Annotated in this window: 15 protein-coding genes and 1 pseudogene; 8 read left to right on the top strand and 8 right to left on the bottom strand. The window is 68.6% G+C overall.

The annotated features are described in order from the left end of the window. Positions 1–86: 86 nt before the first annotated feature. Entirely contained in the window at positions 87–1,043 is a 957-nt protein-coding gene (locus K8625_RS21140; RefSeq protein ID WP_223783723.1) for a hypothetical protein, read from the bottom strand. A 481-nt stretch (positions 1,044–1,524) separates the two neighbouring features. On the opposite strand from K8625_RS21140, the gene K8625_RS21135 reads away from it, so the two are divergent. The 3 genes from K8625_RS21135 to K8625_RS21125 all read left to right on the top strand — a co-directional run bounded on the left by K8625_RS21135 (position 1,525) and on the right by K8625_RS21125 (position 5,282). Further along, the gene (locus K8625_RS21135) at positions 1,525–2,427 is read left to right on the top strand and encodes a TIGR02996 domain-containing protein (RefSeq protein ID WP_223783722.1); all 903 of its coding nucleotides are present in this window, start codon (positions 1,525–1,527) and stop codon (positions 2,425–2,427) included. 41 nt (positions 2,428–2,468) lie between these two features. Continuing rightward, entirely contained in the window at positions 2,469–3,941 is a 1,473-nt protein-coding gene (locus tag K8625_RS21130) for a hypothetical protein (protein ID WP_223783721.1), read from the top strand. Between the two features lie 111 nt (positions 3,942–4,052). Further along, on the top strand, positions 4,053–5,282 hold the full coding sequence (locus K8625_RS21125; RefSeq protein WP_223783720.1) for a cytochrome P450: 1,230 nt from the start codon (positions 4,053–4,055) through the stop codon (positions 5,280–5,282). Between the two features lie 161 nt (positions 5,283–5,443). Here K8625_RS21125 and K8625_RS21120 read toward each other — a convergent pair whose 3' ends face one another. Then, positions 5,444–7,033, bottom strand: a complete 1,590-nt coding sequence (locus K8625_RS21120) for a hypothetical protein (RefSeq protein ID WP_223783719.1) — start codon at positions 7,031–7,033, stop codon at positions 5,444–5,446. 240 nt (positions 7,034–7,273) lie between these two features. Between K8625_RS21120 and K8625_RS21115 the strand changes: the two genes are divergently transcribed. Together K8625_RS21115 and K8625_RS21110 are read left to right on the top strand one after the other, a co-directional pair. Further along, complete coding sequence (locus K8625_RS21115) at positions 7,274–8,371, top strand: energy transducer TonB (protein ID WP_223783718.1); 1,098 nt, start codon at positions 7,274–7,276, stop codon at positions 8,369–8,371. A gap of 333 nt (positions 8,372–8,704) precedes the next feature. After that, positions 8,705–9,535 carry a hypothetical protein gene (locus tag K8625_RS21110; RefSeq protein WP_223747318.1) on the top strand — a complete coding sequence of 277 codons (831 nt, stop codon included), beginning with the start codon at positions 8,705–8,707 and terminating at the stop codon, positions 9,533–9,535. 48 nt (positions 9,536–9,583) lie between these two features. On the opposite strand, the gene K8625_RS21105 is transcribed toward K8625_RS21110, so the two are convergent. The 3 genes from K8625_RS21105 to K8625_RS21095 all read right to left on the bottom strand — a co-directional run bounded on the left by K8625_RS21105 (position 9,584) and on the right by K8625_RS21095 (position 11,975). Beyond that, positions 9,584–10,849, bottom strand: coding sequence for a cytochrome P450 (locus K8625_RS21105; RefSeq protein ID WP_223783717.1), 1,266 nt, complete (start codon positions 10,847–10,849; stop codon positions 9,584–9,586). A 65-nt stretch (positions 10,850–10,914) separates the two neighbouring features. Continuing rightward, positions 10,915–11,397 (bottom strand): hypothetical protein, encoded by a 483-nt coding sequence (locus tag K8625_RS21100; protein ID WP_223747320.1) that lies wholly within the window; start codon positions 11,395–11,397, stop codon positions 10,915–10,917. 116 nt (positions 11,398–11,513) lie between these two features. Further along, complete coding sequence (locus K8625_RS21095; protein WP_223783716.1) at positions 11,514–11,975, bottom strand: nuclear transport factor 2 family protein; 462 nt, start codon at positions 11,973–11,975, stop codon at positions 11,514–11,516. Between the two features lie 80 nt (positions 11,976–12,055). Between K8625_RS21095 and K8625_RS21090 the strand changes: the two genes are divergently transcribed. Beyond that, complete coding sequence (locus K8625_RS21090; RefSeq protein WP_223747322.1) at positions 12,056–12,658, top strand: TetR/AcrR family transcriptional regulator; 603 nt, start codon at positions 12,056–12,058, stop codon at positions 12,656–12,658. A gap of 63 nt (positions 12,659–12,721) precedes the next feature. Here K8625_RS21090 and K8625_RS21085 read toward each other — a convergent pair whose 3' ends face one another. Then, positions 12,722–13,588, bottom strand: coding sequence for an NAD(P)-binding domain-containing protein (locus K8625_RS21085; RefSeq protein ID WP_223783715.1), 867 nt, complete (start codon positions 13,586–13,588; stop codon positions 12,722–12,724). On the opposite strand from K8625_RS21085, the gene K8625_RS21080 reads away from it, so the two are divergent. Both K8625_RS21080 and K8625_RS21075 read left to right on the top strand, forming a co-directional pair. Further along, a complete protein-coding gene (locus K8625_RS21080) occupies positions 13,578–13,952 on the top strand; it encodes a helix-turn-helix domain-containing protein (RefSeq protein WP_305070904.1) in 375 nt (124 codons plus the stop codon). The two genes, K8625_RS21085 and K8625_RS21080, sit on opposite strands and share 11 nt — an antisense overlap. A 92-nt stretch (positions 13,953–14,044) precedes the next feature. After that, a pseudogene (locus K8625_RS21075) lies at positions 14,045–14,266 on the top strand (lyase family protein); the annotation flags it as partial. Between the two features lie 56 nt (positions 14,267–14,322). On the opposite strand, the gene K8625_RS21070 reads toward K8625_RS21075, so the two are convergent. Together K8625_RS21070 and K8625_RS21065 are read right to left on the bottom strand one after the other, a co-directional pair. Then, positions 14,323–14,724 (bottom strand): hypothetical protein, encoded by a 402-nt coding sequence (locus K8625_RS21070; protein WP_223747482.1) that lies wholly within the window; start codon positions 14,722–14,724, stop codon positions 14,323–14,325. Between the two features lie 66 nt (positions 14,725–14,790). After that, entirely contained in the window at positions 14,791–16,068 is a 1,278-nt protein-coding gene (locus tag K8625_RS21065) for a fibronectin type III domain-containing protein (RefSeq protein ID WP_223747325.1), read from the bottom strand. Positions 16,069–16,088 lie beyond the last annotated feature (20 nt).

The raw sequence follows: 16,088 nt of genomic DNA, 5'->3' as shown, positions 1-16,088 counted from the left end.
GGTCCGAAGGCCTGTGAGGTGTCATTTCCCGAGACAGGGAAGCCCGCTGGGTCCCACGTCGAGCCATCCTCGCCGAGGCGCGTCCCTCAGACGCGGTGCGAGCCTTCACGCGTGTCATCCCAGACGACGAGGGACTTCGAGCCGTGGTGGGCCAGCCGAGGGTCCCGCTGTTGTCCTGGAGCCACGGAGACGTCGAAGCCCGCGGGAGTCTCGACCGAGCCATCCCGGCGCACGAGCGCACCGCGGATGTTGGCGTCCATCCCCTCGAGGTCGGACCAGACGACCTGGAACCTGCGCCCGGTCCACGCCACGTCCGGAGTCACCTGGAGCCCTGGAGACGTGGAGATGGCGAACCCGGTTCCGTCGAGGATGATGCCGCTCTCGCTCACCCTGTTGCCGTAGATGTCGTTCTCGTCCTCCGTGTCACCACGGGCGTCGGACCAGACGACGAGGAACTGCTGCGTGCTGGGGTTCCAGGTGACGGCGCTGTCGAAGGCGAAGGCGAACCCCTGGCTCACGGTCTCGTCCGGGGAGGGCTGGACGACGCCCTCACGGCTCACCCGCTTGAAATGGATGACGGACTCATCCGTGCCGATGACCGTGAAGGTCACCAGGCAGGCCTGAGGGGAGCATGCGATGCGGACGGGGCCGAAGGTCTCACCCGAGCTGATGACGGAGAAGACCTTCCCCTGCACTGTACCGTTCGTCCCGACGCGGATGCCTTCGATGCCACTGCCCGTCTCCCAGACGACGAAGAAGTGGGTGCCATCAAAGGCGATGGCGGGGGCGCGGCCCCTCGACGTCCCCACGTTGATGCGGATGCCTGCGGGGTCCAGCACGGTGCCGTCCCTCGCCACCCGGGTGCCGTAGATGCCTCCCTGGCGAATATCTCCCCAGACCGCGAGGTATTTGCCACCACCCGAGGCGACCGCCGCACCACTGCGGGCCAGCGGCGCCGCCTGGAACGCCTTGTTCGGCGCATGCCTGTTCGCGAGAGGGGACTCCTCTACCGCGCTCGGCTTCTCTCGAATCGTCGTCTCCACTTCCTCCCGAACGGGTCCACATCCCGCATGAAGTGCACCCGCCAGGATTGCGCTCCCCAGGACCATCGTCCACGTGCGTCGCATGGGCCCTCCCGTTCCGTGACTCCGCGAAGGTGGGGGCCGTGCGGCGCCTCGGGCCATCCGCCCGGGGGAGGGCAACAAGGATGAATTTCAGCGACGGGGCATCCCCTTCAACCGATGCCTCGACCTGGTTCCGCCTGTGCTCGCGGCGACGTGCGAGGGACTCGCTTCAGCCGAGAGGGAGGGACAGGTAGCCGAGCGGCTGGTCGGAGTCGCCGCATCGAGCATTCCGGACACCGCTCGCGGATGGACACCCTCGGCTGCCGCGGAATCGAGTCAGTGTCTCCTGCGGATGAACCTGCCGCCCCCTCGTGTGCGGGCACAGCTTCGGCTTCATGCGGCTGCGCGGCTTCTACCGTGGCATCTGCTTGGTGCCGTAGGGTTTCGATATGCTGGCGACGTGAGCGAGGCCCATGACGTGTCGCGGAGCGCCCGCATCCTGGAGCAGTGGTTGCCCCGCGTCCATGCGAACCCCGAGGACGAATCCACGCGGCTGGTGATGGCGGACCAGTTGCTGGAGGTGGGCGACCCCCTGGGCGAGTTCATCGTGCTCCAGTGCTCCGCCGCTCCGGACCCGACGCGCATCGACGCGTTGCTCGCGAAGCATGTCCGGAGCTGGGAGCTGTCCCTGGGGGGCCTCGTCGAGCCTGGGACGACCCGGTTCGAGCGGGGCTTGCCCGTGGCGGTGCGGATGTCGGGAGAGGCGGCGCGTCGGATTCCCCCCGAGCCAGGACCGGCCTGGTGTTCGGTGCGGGAGATCGACTGGGTGGGGCTCGCGTGGTCTGTGGTCCATGGACAGTGGCTCGCGCATCCGCACCTTCGGGGCGTGACAAGGATGCGGAGCGTGGAGCTGTTCTGGGCCCGGTTGATGGGGCAGCCACCTGGCGTCACTCGACTGGAGCTGTGTGGGCCTGTCGTGCCCCAGGTGCGCGGCACGCCCGTGGCGGCGGATGTGTTCGACAGGCTGGCCCTGCTGCCGAGCCTGTCGTGGCTGGAGCTGCGTGACGCGCACCTGGACGATGTGAGCCTGTGCGCGGGCTCCAGGCTGGCGACGAAGCTGGCGCGCATCGACATCGTCGGGCAGGGACGCTGGTCGCTCACGGTGAGGCCGGGCGCGGAGGTGCCCATCGAGGCGACGCTCCTGAGCGAGCGGGCCATCGATGATTTCGAGCGGGTCCTGCGCGCGGCGGAGGGGTTCGGGGCCCGGGGCCTGCGGGTGCACCGGGAGCACAGCCTCGATGCCGTGCGCGTCGAGCGCCTGCGCCGGGCCGCGTCTGGGTTCTCCCACGTGGAATGGATGTGAGCGTGTCCACGTCGCGGTAGAGTGGTGGTGTGGAAGACAGCGTGTTGGGTCACCTGGAGCGCGCCGCGGAGTCCTTTGCCCGGTACGACGAAGACGAGGCGCTCGGCGCCCTGTTGGCCGCCTGGCGGGTGTGTCGCTCACCGGCGCTGGTCAAGCTGTGTGAGGAGGTCGAGCAGCGCCTGGTCGCGAGTCGTCTCGACGCGGAGGGCAACGAGAAGCCGTCGCCGGACGGGACGCGGGAGGTCACTCCCAGAGCCATGGCGTCGACCCTCGTGTCGGAGACAAGGCGGTCCTCGACACTGGAGATGTTCTACCTCGACCAGGTCCTGCGGATGTCCCCGAACCCGCAGCTCGGGCCCGCGCTGGTGAGCCTGTCCGGGCGGCCCGAGTTCCAGGTTCCGCTGAACCTGACGAAGCTGTGTCTGGCGCTCAAGCACGTGGGCCCGCCCTTCGACATCGCGCCGCTCCAGGCGCTGCAAACCAGACTGGCGCCGGACAACGAATCCGCCGGTCGGCTCGCCTTCATCATCCGGATGGGGCGTGAGTGGGTGCCTCCGGTCCTGGGTGCGCGCGCCGAGGCCGTGCTGCGGGACGTGCGCAACGCGCTCGACGCGAGAGGGGACCACGAGCGGCGCCGCGCGAGCATCCGGGAGCAGTGGCTGCCCCAGGTCTACGCCCAGCTCGACGACGATGCCGCGCGGCTGGTGATGGCCGATGAGCTGGTGGCCCTTGGAGACCCCTGGGGCGAGTTCATCGTGCTGCAATGCTCGCCCGCTCCCGATGAGGCCCGGGTCGACGCGCTGCTCGCGGCGCATCGAACGAGCTGGGAGGAGCCTCTGGGGCTGCTCGTCATGCCGGGCACGACGCGTTTCGAGCGAGGGTTCCCAGTGGCTGTCCAACTGGGTGGGAGAGCCACCCTTCAACCGCCCTGGCCCGAGCCGGGCGTCGCGTGGAGCACGGTGCGTGAGATTGATTGGGGCGGAGGGCTCGACAGGGAGTGGTTCATGCATGCGCACCTGCGCGGTGTCCGACGGATTCGTCGGATGGCTTTCGCGGCGGCGCACGACCTGGACCTCCATCCTTCCGTGAGCAGGCTGGAGTTGTGTGAGTGCGGAGGGCACGGGGCCCATCTGGTCGCCGGGCCTGGGGTTGGCTGGTCGAAGACGTTCGAGAAGCTGGCGCTGCTGCCGAGCTTGTCGTGGCTGGAGCTCCGCGACGCGGACCCGGTGGGCCTGCGCCACTGCGCCAACTCTTCCCTGGCGAGGAAGCTGGAGCGCCTGGATGCCGACAGGCAGGCCGCATGGCGGCTGACGGTGCGGCCCGCGGAGCAGGTGCCCATCGAGGCGACGCTGGTGAGCGAAGAGGCCGTCGGCCGTTTCGTGGACGTCCTTCGCGCGGCGGAAGGATTCGGGACGCGAGGGCTTCGCGTGCGCTGCGAGCGCAGGCTCAAGCCCTGGCAGATGCAGGAGCTGAAGCAGGCCACGGAGGCCTACGCTCACGTCGAGTGGGGGTGAGGCCCGCTGGGCCCAAGGACAATTCATCTGTCCGGTGGCGGACTGCCCTCCCGCGCTCGCTTGAGCAATGTCTGGCAATCCCTACCATCTCCAGGTGGAGGTCCCACGCCCATGGACACCCGACTCGATCTCCTGTCCCGCGAATACCTGGAGTCGCCTCACGCTCATCTCGCGGAGCTGCGACGCCGTGGCCCCGTCGTCCAGGTGGACCCCGGTGGCATGTGGCTCGTCACCCGCTACGACGAGGCACAGCAGGTGCTCAAGTCCGCGAGCCTCTTCTCGTCCCAGGGGCTGCGATTGACCGCGCAGCCGCCCTGGCTCCAGCGCGTCAACCCCTTCGCCGACTCGCTCCTCTTCCTGGATCCGCCCCAGCACGGGCGACTGCGCGCGCTCATCAGCCGTGCCTTCACTCCCGCGGCGCTGGCACAGTTGGAGGCCCGCCTGCGCGGGGTCGCCCGGCGGCACGTGGCCGACATGATGGACAAGAAGCACGTGGATTTCGTGGACGCCTTCGCCATGCCCATTCCCGCGACCGTGATGGGCTGGCTCCTCGGGCTGGATGCCTCGTTGCAGCAACACTTCATGCGCTGGACCCATGTCCTCGTCACCATGAATGGAGTCCAGCCGGAGGGCGCAGTGGAGATGGAGCGCCAGCACCGCACCCTCGATGAGATGGAGCGGTATTTCCAAGGCGTGCTGGACGAGCGGCGGAGCGCTCCGCGGGATGACATGGTCAGCGACCTGCTCCGGGCGCGGATGGACGGGGTGGCGCTGACCCATCACGAGTTGATGAGCTTCCTCTTCCTGCTGCTCGTCGCGGGGCTGGAGACCACCGTCAACCTGCTCAGCCAATGCGCGCGGGTGTTCTTCCACCATCCGGAGCTGCTGCTCCGCCTGCGCAAAGACCCCACTCTCATCCCTCGCTTCGTCGAGGAGACCCTGCGCTACGAGCCCAGCGTGATGTCCACGCTGCGCCTGTGCACCCAGGACGTGACGCTGGCCGGAGTGGAGCTGCCCCAGGGGGCCCTGGTCCTGGTGTCGCTGGCCTCCGCCGCCCGCGACGAGAAGTATTTTCCGGACGGCGACCGGTTCATCCTGGAGCGGGAGGGCCCGCCGCGCCTCTCCTTCGGACATGGGGCCCACTACTGTCTGGGGGCCATGCTCTCGCGGATGGAGGCGCGCGTCGCCCTGGAGGAGCTCGTCTCCCGGGTGGAGCGGCTGGAGCTCCGCACGGAGCACATCGACTGGACGACCTCCCTCATCGTCCGTGGGCCGGTCACGCTTCCCGTCGAGGTCTTTGCTCCCGCGACGGGACAGCCCCTGCCGGCGCGCCTCGCGTGACCCAGGACCTGTCCGCCAGTCTCGTCACCCTGGGGAGCCTGGAAGGGGAGGGGAGACCAGTTCCAGTGGTCGGACGAAGCGCGGGCCGCGAGGGAAGGCGGGGTGGGTGGGGCCCAGGGCCAGGATGGCCACCAGGGTGATGAGCGACTGCTGCTCCCAGCTCAGGGCCCCTGCGGAACGTAGCGCAGGCGGGTGCCTCCGATGCCGTGCTCGAGGAGCACCTGTTCGAGCGGGGAGGAGAGGTCTCCGCCCGTGGCGGTCCGCTTCAGTTGGTCCTTCTGTCGGTTCTCGACCTTCGTGGGCGGGTGGGCGGCCTTGTTCGCGAAGAGGTTTCTCTCGGACTCCTCTGCCTTCCGTCCTGCCTTCGCGGTGCCTCCGCCGGTCATCGGATACAGGCCGTCGTCCGGGAGCATGTCCGCGAATTTGTGGGTTCCGTTGGCGATCTCCTGGAGACTCAGCACGCTGTTGAAGATGACGGAGCGGTGCCGGGCGGGCTCAGCGACCATCCAGGTGACGAGCATCTCCCTCAGCAGGTCGTGGAAGCTGGCGAGCGCGTCCGGAGGATCCTCGGCGGGGTTCTTCACCATCGCCAGCATCGCCTGGGCGAGCACCGGGTCGTCCACGCTCTCTGCTGCCTGCAGATGGGTCAGTCGCTTGAGGAACTCGGGATAGCTGACCTTGTGCTCCGGTCCGGCGTTGCCGGGCGTTCGCAATCCCTGCTGGTTGGGGTTCTCGTCGTAAGCAATCGGCGCGCCATGTCCGAGAACGATGAACTCTCCCTTGAGCAGGCTCTTGCTCGGGCCCTTCACGCCAATGGGGACCCTCCCGGAGCCCACCGGCAGGTGGAGCAACTTGCTTTCTGTCTTTTTGCTCTCCGCGACCTCGCGCAGGCCCTGGGCCGCCGAAGCCCACCAGATGAGCCCGTCACCACTGGGCGTCAGCTCGCCAGTGCTGACGGAGCGGGTCCGGCCGGTGGGATCTTCGGATATCGCGGAGTCGATGACGTCCACGTCAATGGGGGCCCCGGGCGTGTCGGTTCCAGGCTTGACGTGGTCATGGAGCCTGTTGGCCGCGCCGCCCAGCGCCAACGAGGCCCTGGCGCTCTCGTTGTCTGGGGGGAGGGTCGGCTGTTCACGGAGCACGGGGCGGCTCTTGATGGCTTCGATTCGCGCCTTGAGCCTGAGGCCCGCCATCTCCTCCTCGCTGCCCGGAGGCGCCTCTTTGGCCATCCACGCCCCGATGTTCTTGGACAGGGTGTTGAGCTTGGGGAGATAGTTCTTGAGAACGTTCTTGCTCGCGGCGGGCGGACCCTCGCTCAGCATGTCGAACTGCGCTTGCAGGTCCCCTGGAACCAATGCGTCTCCCGGCTGGGGCACGTGATGGTTGGCGCGAAGCAGCCCGGTGGCGCCGTCGTAGATGTTGTTCGTGGCGTCATCCCAGATCTGGTGCTCCAGCAGTCCCGGAGGAATCAGTGCGAGGTCGGGCGCCGGGCCGGCGTAGGTGGTGTCCTCCGGGACGACGCCCGCTCCCTGCCTTCGCCATTCCATCCGCTGGATGGGCGCGGCGGAGCTCGGTGCGCCCGGGTTGAGCGAGGTGTCGACGCGCGACAGCGCCCGCACGCGAGGACTCTGGTCGAGCTCTCCCTGACGCGCTCTCAACTGGCTGACGTGGGGAGAGTCCGTCGTGTGCCCCGCGCGCATCACGGGCTGCCTGGCGCGCTCGTGGGTTGACCGGGCCATCTGGGTCCGCATGCGGGGCTCCTGTCCATGCCACGTGGAGGCCAGGGATTGTGGAGGGCCCCCCGGGGCGAAGGAAGGAGCGGGGACGTTCGGCCCTGTCCCAGGACTCGCTGGGGCGGTGGGATGCACCACCGCCGACCTTGTCAGGTCCACGAACTCCATGACGGGTTCGAGCGCGAGTGGAAGACGGAGGGCTGACGAAGCCGCGTCGGCGGTGGCCCCAGGGGCGGGCTGAGGGTAGCGTGACCGTCCATGCGTCACACTCTCATCGTGTCCTTGTCGGTCGTGCTGTGGGCGACGGGCTGTGCCCATTCGGGGGCTCCGTCACTCCCCGCGAGTCATGGACAGCTCTCCCTCGCGATGGCGTACCAACTGGACCCGGAAGGCAATCCGCGCGAGGCCTCGGAGCTGCCACCCGAGTCGTTGTTCAACCCGGGGGCGAAGGGAGGCGTCGCGCCGGAGCGGGCGCGTGAGGCCTTCGCCGAGGCCGTGGCGCTGTTGAAGGGCGCGCCCACGGAGGTGCAGGTGCGGCAGGCCTCCGCGACGCTGTCGGCCGCTTGCGCCGTCGACCTGTTCGACGCCTGTGAGTTCCTGCTCACGAACTTCCAGCCAGTGAAGCGGGTGGAGGGGCCGTCGATGCCGGACATCCCGAGGGAGGCTTTCCTCCTCCGCAAACCACAGGTGGTCGTCCTCCGGGGCCGGGTGGACACGGACGGACGCGCGCGGGAACTCCAGGTCGTGGAGTCTCTCTTCCCGAAGTTCGGCGAGGAGCTGGTGAAGGTCTTCGCCGCGACCCGGTATCAACCGGCCATGCTCGCGGGGCATCCCATCGCGACCTCGCGCCTCTTCCGGATCCACTTCCAGATGCCCCTCGAGAACCGGACTCCCGAGGCGGAGCTGGAGTGGGTCCGGATGCGCGTCGCCCGCTTCCCCGAGAGCGCCGACGCCTGGTCGCACCTGGCGAAGTTGCTGGGCTCACAGACTCCCGAGGCCCCTGGCTATGTCGAAGCGCTCGAGCGGTTGAACGCGTTGGCACCGACGTACTGGTGGGCCGCGAACGAGCTGTCATGGCACTACGTCCAGGCGGGGCGCCACGCGGAGGCGGAGCCGAGGGTGCGGGTGGCCCGGCAACTGGCGCCGCGCAACGCCTATGTGCTGGAGACCTCCGCCGCGGTCCTTCGGGGGATGGGGCGGTGCGAGGAGGCGCTGGCGGACCAGCGGCAAGCCGTGGCGAGGCTCCAGGAGCAGTGGCCGCGAGAGGAGCGGGAGCGGTTCGAGCGCACCCTCGCGGACTACCAGCGGGACTGCCCGGGTGGGTCCCCGCCCGCGCCGAGTCCTGTCGCGCCCTGAATCGCCGCGTCGTCGTCCTGCCTCACGCGACCTGGCTGGTGCCGAATTCTCCCGGCGCCGCCTACGCGTGAAGAAGGAAGCCGCGAGCGCCGGGTTGCGAGGATGCGCGGTTCGATGATTCCTCTCATCCGCGAGCGCCCAGGCCCACGTCGCGGGAGGCTCCCGCTTCATGCTCCACCGCATCGGGGAGGTGGGGTCGCCATGGCGAAGCTCTCGCTGCCTCGCCTCATCGCGGACGTGCGTGGCGTGACAGCCGCGTGGCGGTTGGAGATCATCTCGTGAGCCCATGCACCTCCGCGCGGGCGCCGTGAACCCTCACGAGGTCATCCAGCGATGCACACCGTCATTCAACGGGTCGAGTCAGCACGGGCTTTGGAGTCGCATGCGGCGAGGCCGGTCGCGCAGCGCTTCTCCGCGGGAGGGAGCGCGTTGGGGATGCTGGCGGAGCGCCTCAATCAGCGCCCCTCGGTCCAGGCGCAGCTCCAGCGTCAGCGCGCGTACGACGGAGGGCCTCGCGCGGCGCCGGTGCAGCGGATGTCGTGGGGCGGGAGCGGCGTCGTCCAGCGCGAGGGTGACAGCGACAGCGAGGACGTGGTGGACGCGGACCCGTCGAAGTACGCGGACTTCGATCGGAGGGCGCATGAGGAGTTCCTGCGCAACCCCATCTATCAGCAATGGGTGCAGTCGATCCTCGAACAAGGCTCGGTCAATGTCAGCACCGGGAACACGGACCCATATGCCCCGCTCGCGGCCTGGCGCCCGCTGGCCCGGCAGATTCTCATCCAGGAGCGGGTGACGCCGTCGCCCCGGCGCGCCAGCATGATGGCGTTCGAGATGACCAATGCCTTGCAGACGCCGCGGACGGACGCGTTGAAGGCGCGGGCGCTGGCGGGCGAGTTCGAGGACCCGTCCGATGTGAACGCGGGAGAGACACGCTATGCCCACGAGGCGGAGCGCTCCGAGTACGACGGCCTGTCCATGCACCACCAGATGATGGCGCATGGCATCCAGAACCTGGGATGGCCCGCCGCGCTCGACACCTACGGGCCGAAGCTGCAGGAGGGTGGAGTCTGGGACACCTTCGAGAAGTACCTGGCGCAGCAGGAGCAGCGCGGGCACACGAACATGCATCGCTCCAACTACAACCAGTGGCGCGCCCCCTGATACCGGGGGGCTGGCGGTCCCAGGTTCCTCGCGGCATCAGCGCGGTCGTCAGCGAGGCTGTGTCGCGTGGACCTCCCACGCGACCTCCAGGCTCTCGTGCCGCCGGACGGTGACGCTCTTCAAGAAGCCCGGCGTCTGCCCTGGCACCCGCCGGAGCCCCGGGAGGCTCCGGAGCAGGGCCTCCAGCGCCAGGCGCGCCTCGAGCCGCGCGAGCGGGGCGCCGATGCAGAAATGCAGCCCCTGCCCGAAAGCGAGGTGCTTCTTGACGTCAGGCCGTCGGACGTCGAAGCGCTCCGGCTCGTGGAACCGGGCCTCGTCGCGGTTGGCGGACGCGTAGACGATGCGGATGTGGGCGCCCTTGGGGATGGGGACGCCCCCGAGTTCCACGGGCTCCAGCGCGGTCCGGAACATGGCATGCACGGGGGAGGTCATCCGCACGGCCTCCTCGACGGCGCCCGCGATGAGGCTCGGGTCGTCCCGAAGGGCCTGGAGCTGCTCCGGATGTTCGAGCAGGAGCTCCACCGCGCCCACGATGAGGCCCGCGGTCGTCTCGTGCCCCGCGAAGTGGACCTGCATCAGCATGCTGACGAGCTCCGCCATGCTCAGGGGCGGCGTCAGCTCCCGCGAGCCGGTGACGATGTCGCTCAGCAGGTCCTCCCGGGGCGCTGTCTTGCGTTCCTCGAGCGCCTGGGCGAGGTAGCGCTGGAACTCGACCACGCCTCGGGCGCAGGCGACCTGGTGCTCGATGGGGCCATGGGCGGCGAGGACCGTGGTCAGCTCGTCGGACCAGCGCCGGAACCGGTGGATGTCCGCGCGGGGGATGCCGAGGATCTCCGCGATGATGCTGGCCGACAGCGGATGGGCGAACCGGAGGAACAGGTCCGCCTTGCCCTCGTTCCGGAAGGAGTCGATGAGCTCCTCCACGAGGGCGCGGATGAAGGGCTCCTTCTGCGCGAGGCGCCGTCCGGTGAAGGCCTTGCTGACGAGGCCGCGGAAGCGCGAATGCGCGGGCGGATCATTGTCGACGAGGCTGGGGACCAGGGGGTAGCCGTCCATCAGCGCGGCGACGACTTCGGGAGGCGTGGTCGCGGCGCCCACGGTGATGGATTCAGCGGAGGAGAAGCGCTCGGTATCGGCGACCACGGCGCTGATGTCCGCATGACGCGTCACCACCCACGCCCCCAGCGCCGGGCTGAAGAACACCGGCGCCTCCCGCCGCGCACGCGCGAGGAACGGGTGGGGGTTCTCGAGTTGGGGAGAATCGAGCGGGCGGTACTCGGACCCGAGTCCTGACGCGGCGCTGTCCTTGAACATGCGTGCTGCCCTCCCTCGAAGATTGGTCGGAGGCCAGAAGCCTAACCCAAGGGAGGGCCGCCAGCTCAGGGCTCGGAGAAGCCGCCGCGCACCCATGCGTTGGCGGTGTCTCTGTTGAACTTGAAGTTCATCGGCACGCGATGCTTGGCGACCGTGGTGCCCGCGTCGTCGATGGCCGAGAGCAGGGCGTGGGGCTCATACTCGTCGGCCACCAGCTCCATGCGGACCTCGTACCAGCGCCCCTCCCAGGCGATGGAGAGCTTGCGGGTCATGGCCTGGTCGCGCTGTCGGGCGGAGCGGTCGAGGACCTCCGAGGCCGTCTTCACGAAGGTCGCGAACGCGGGCGCATCGAAGGGCTTGGGGTTCTTCTTGTCGCGGCCCATGACCCACGGGCTGATGAGGACGGGCTCGGGGATGCCCTGCTTGCGGATCTCCACGGCCCAGCCGTCATCCTCCTCGTTCTTGATGACGCGGGCCGACCAACCATTCTTCCGCCAGAACGTGGGCTCCATCACTTCGGGTTCGGCGGGCGTACGCTCTTCACTCATGCGGTTCTTCATACCCTCCGACGGCGGTGGGACGGAGCGGAGAATGCGCCTTCTCCGCACCCCGGCAGTCGGCCGCGCGCTCGACGCCCTCGCTGTCGAGCGCTGCGCGTGTCCGCTCAAGGGGGCGTGCCGGCTCCGCCAAGGTCCTCGGGCGTGAGCTTCAGCGCCTCGCTGATCGCCAGGACGTCCTGGTACTCACGCCAGTGTTGGATGAGGCCGTCTCGGACCCGCAGCACGCCGATGAGGACCGCCGAGGCGCGCCGGCCGGTGGTGGTGACCGTCCCAGTCAGCTCGTATTCGACGATGATGACCTCGGGGTCGCCGGTCTGATGAGTCGCCAGCTCGCGGAGCTGCTCGAACCGCACTGGCAGGACCGCGCTTCGGGCCCGGTAGAACGCCAGCCATGCCTCGCGGCCCTCATGACGTCGCATGCCTGGAGGAGAGAACGGAGTCTCGACCACGACATCCTCGGCCAACAGCTCCGCTGGGAGCAGCGTCGCCTCGTCACCGAGGAGGGCTTCCTGCATGCGCCGGTAGAGGGTGAGCGGACCCGCGGCCCCCGTCGCCGTCTGTGACATGGTCGTGCCTCCTGAGATAAAGTGAGTGCGACTCAGGATTGATAGTGAGTCCGACTCACTTTTTCAAGGAGGAACGGCGGATGGAGAGAAAAGGTGGGCCGCCCGCGGGCGGTGGTGCGGGTGAACAACCCGTTCGTGCGGATGCCCGCCGCAATCGTGCGCGCATCCTGGATGCGGCCGAGGCCGTGTTCGCCGAGCAGGGCGCGTCAGCCTCGACCGAGGCCGTGGCCGCGCGCGCCGGCGTCGCGATTGGCACCGTGTTCCGGCACTTCCCAACCAAACCCGAGCTGCTCCAGGCCGTGGTGATGCACCTGCTGGACCGACTCATCACGGAAGTCGATGCGATGGTCGACAAGCAGGACGCAGGCACCGCCCTGTTCGAGTTCTGCGCCCGCGTCATGGCCATCAGCGCCCGCAACAGGGCGGTGTTCGCCCGACTCGCCGAAACCGGCGTCCGGGTCCGCGTCGGCGATGCGCTGGCCCGCCTCCGGCCCGGCGTCGATCTGCTGCTCGAACGCGCCCAGAAAGCGCGCACCGTCCGCGACGACCTGCGCCCCGCCGAGCTGATCGCCCTGCTCGCGGCCATCTGCCAGGAAGCGCTCGCGGATGAGTGGAGCGAATCATTCCGCAAGCGCGCGCTCAACCTCCTCTTCGACGGCCTGCGGCCGACCGCGAGACGTTGACCGCCATCCCGCGCCGGACAGGGCCGCCGCCTCGGCGTCCAGGGCCGTTGGGACGTGGGAGCCTCAGGCCGCCGTCGCTGGCTTCCTGAGCAGCTCGACGAGGGCGGAGATGCTGTGTTCCCCGTGGCCCCTCGCGACGGCCTCGCGAAGCAGGTCGTGCATGGGCTCGAGCCACGAGACGTCGAGGTTCCCCTCGGCTCCTATCTCGTGGTCGTAGGGGATGCCCTCGTGGAACAGCCCCAGCGATGAAGCGGGCTTGCTGTAGTCACCCGTGTCGATCTCCTCCGCCAGCGAGGGCAGCACAGCGCAGATCATCTGCAGCCATTTGACGGTGTAGGGCACCAGCGTGCTCGCGCTCTTGCCTCGACTCGTGACGAGGGCTGCTCCCTGGAAGAAGCCCAGGAGCGCGGGGAGGAGGGTGCCACCCACGGCCATCTCGTACAGCTTGGCGAGGTCGGGTTCGGTGCTGAGGTGGACGGTGTCTCTGCCGAGCACCTTCAGCACGACCTGGTGCTCGTCGAAGACCGCCTTGTCGCCGCTGTAGAGGAGGAGGGTGTCCGGTTTGCCCACCGCGTCCGGGACGTTCTTCACCGCGCCGTCCAGGAAGCGGAGGTCATGGCGCGTGGCCCACTCGGCCAGTCCGCGAGCGCTGGCGGGTGTTCCGGAGTTCAGCGTGACGAGGGTACGGCCCGCCAGGGCGGACGCGGTGGGGGCCAGCACCTGGAGCGTGGCGTCGTAGGTCGTCAGGCAGGCGATGACGAGCGGGCTCGCGGCGACCGCGGCTTCGATGTCGCGGACGTGCGTGGCGCCCCTCGCCACCAGGGGGGCGGCCTTCGCAGTGGTGCGGTTCCACACCGTGGTCGGGTGCCCGGCGTCGAGGAAGGCCCCAGCCAGCGCGGCCCCCATCGAGCCGAGCCCGATGACGCTCACCGCGATGCGGTGGTCGTCCTGTGAAGTCTTGTTCCTGTGCTTGGATGCGGCCATCGACGTGATGGGCGGAAAATGGAAGGCCCTCATCCTGTGGGCGTTGCAGACCGGAGCGATGCGCTTCGGTGAGCTCAAGCGCTCGGTGCCGGGGCTCAGCGAGCGGGTCTTGATTGCTCAGCTCAAGGAGATGGAAGCCAGCGGGCTGGTGCATCGCGAGGTGTTCCACCAGGTGCCCCCGAAGGTGGAGTACTCGCTGACGGAGCTGGGCCACTCGCTCATCACCGCGCTCCTTCCGCTGGGGGAGTGGGGCGAGAAGAACATGGCGCGCATCGAGGCCATCGCACGCCGGGCCCAGCCGCGCTCTTGATCGGGGAAGGCTGGACAGGCGTGCCACGATGACACCCGCCTGGGTTGCCTTTGTGAGCGCGCGCGCGGCTGCGGTAGGGGTTGTTGCTCGCCGTGGAGCTCCTGCTCGGGGAGTTGAGCCGGCTGGAGCACGCCTTTCGCGCCAAGGGGAGGGAGCTCACGGGCCTGCTCAAGGTGGGGCGCACCCAATTGCAGGACGCGGTGCCCATGACGGTGCGCCAGGAGCTCGAGGGGTTCGCCACCACCCTCGCGGAGGAGCACCCGCGCTACGCGGTGGCGATGTCCGCGTTGTGCTCGATAAAGCTCGTCCCTTCTTCGTGGGTGCTCTCAGCGAGGAGCGCGGCTGCCTCCAGTGTCCTGTCGCGGTGGTGTCAGTGCCTCACCCGCGTGGCGAGCCACGCCATCGGCAGGTACGCGACCACGATGTCGAGCACGATGAACCACTTCGGCGCGGGAATCATGAAGCTCGCGGCGATGCCGCCGGCCAGGAAGAGCGCGCCCACCGCGAACGCGAAGACCGTGCGATGACTCCCAGCGACGAGGAACGCGACCAGCGCTCCAGCGAACGTGCCGAGCGCGTGGGCCAGGAACGGGAACACGAAGTGCTTCGGCTCGAACAGGTGAATCGCGGCGGCGAGACTCTCGGCGTTGGAGGTATCGACACCGGAGGGGGCGGGAATCACCCGTGGGCCGAGCATCACGAGCGCCATGTTGACGACCGAGCCCACCGCGAAGCCGACGATGACCGCGAGGATGTTGCGGATGATTTTCATGGGGCAGGCCGCGCAGTGTGACATGCCGCTGCGCGGCTGTCCCTCTATCGGCGACGCTTCACGTGGCTACGGGGTCGTCGTACAGGCGTACGGTGTCCAGGCGGAGGCGCCCGCCGCGTTCTGGGAGCGGATGGCGAAGCACATGTACGTGCCGGACGCGAGGCCACTCCAGGTATACGTGGTGGTGTTGGCGCCGAGGTTCAGCGTGGTGACACCGTTGGTGAGCTGGAATCCGGTCTCGTTGCCGGAGGTGTCCGTCCAGTTCACCCGGATGCTGGAGCTGTTGAGGGCGGTGGCTGTCGGGTTCGTCGGCATGGCGGGCACCGTGGGCGTGGTGGTGCATGCCCACGGCGTCCAGGGGGAGGTGCCCGTGGCGCTGTAGGAGCGGATGGCGAAGCACATATAGGTGTTGGGCGACAGGCCCGCCCACGTGTACGTGGTGGTGTTGGCGCCCAGGCTGACGGTGGTGACACCGGTGGTGAGCTGGAATCCGGTTTCATTGCTGGACCTGTCGGTCCAGTTCACCCGGATGCTGGTGCCATTGAGCGCGGTTGCCGTCTGTCCGGTGGGCGCCGCCGGAACGGTGAAGAATGCGCTCTTGTTCGTGGCGAGGGAGTTCCGGTCGTAGTCGTTCAGTCCGATGGTGGGGTAGTCCCACCAGAAGCCCATCACGGAGGTCTCCATCGCCCAGCCCACGCTATCGGGGTGGGGAAGGCCGAAGCCGTGGCCGAGCTCGTGAGCGACGGCGCCGGTCTGCTTTCGCTGGCCGGACCACCAGTAGGCGCCCTCCGACACGTGGCCCTGGAGGCTGTCGATGGCCCAGTCGCCGACGATGGCCTGTCCGCCGTTGCCGCCGGTGTACCCACGGCCTCCCGCGAAGCCGCCGGCGCCCTTGAAGAAGATCATCGTGACGTAGCCGCTCTGATTTTGAGCCGGAGGGGTGGGGTAGCCGCGGGAGTGCAGCTCCGCCATGACGGCCCCTTCCATGTTGCCCGTGATGGTGATGACCCCGTCGTCGTAGATGTTTCCCGGCCCCCAGGAGATGCCGTACGACTCCTTGTTGCCGTTGGCCTGAACCACCTGCACCGGGTTGAGCACGAAGGTCGCGCCGTTGTTGTAGGTCGCATAGAAGCGCTGGATGTCGGCCATCGCGTTGTTGATGGCGGTGGCCTCTGCCTGCACTTCGGCGCTGCTCACGCTCCAGTCGGTGGGCACGAACAAGACTGGCACCACCGAGTAGTCCGGCCAGGGATACGGAAACGTCGGGCTGGCTGTCGCGACGTCTGGCCCCAGCGCGCTGGAGAGGACGAGGATCGCGCAGAGGATGCTGAGACATCTGTTCATTGAATGCTCCTGAATCAGGC

Origin of the sequence: Myxococcus sp. AS-1-15, from assembly GCF_020037055.1 — a bacterium.
Lineage (GTDB): Bacteria > Myxococcota > Myxococcia > Myxococcales > Myxococcaceae > Myxococcus > Myxococcus fulvus.
This window is presented reverse-complemented; position numbering and strand designations above follow the sequence as displayed.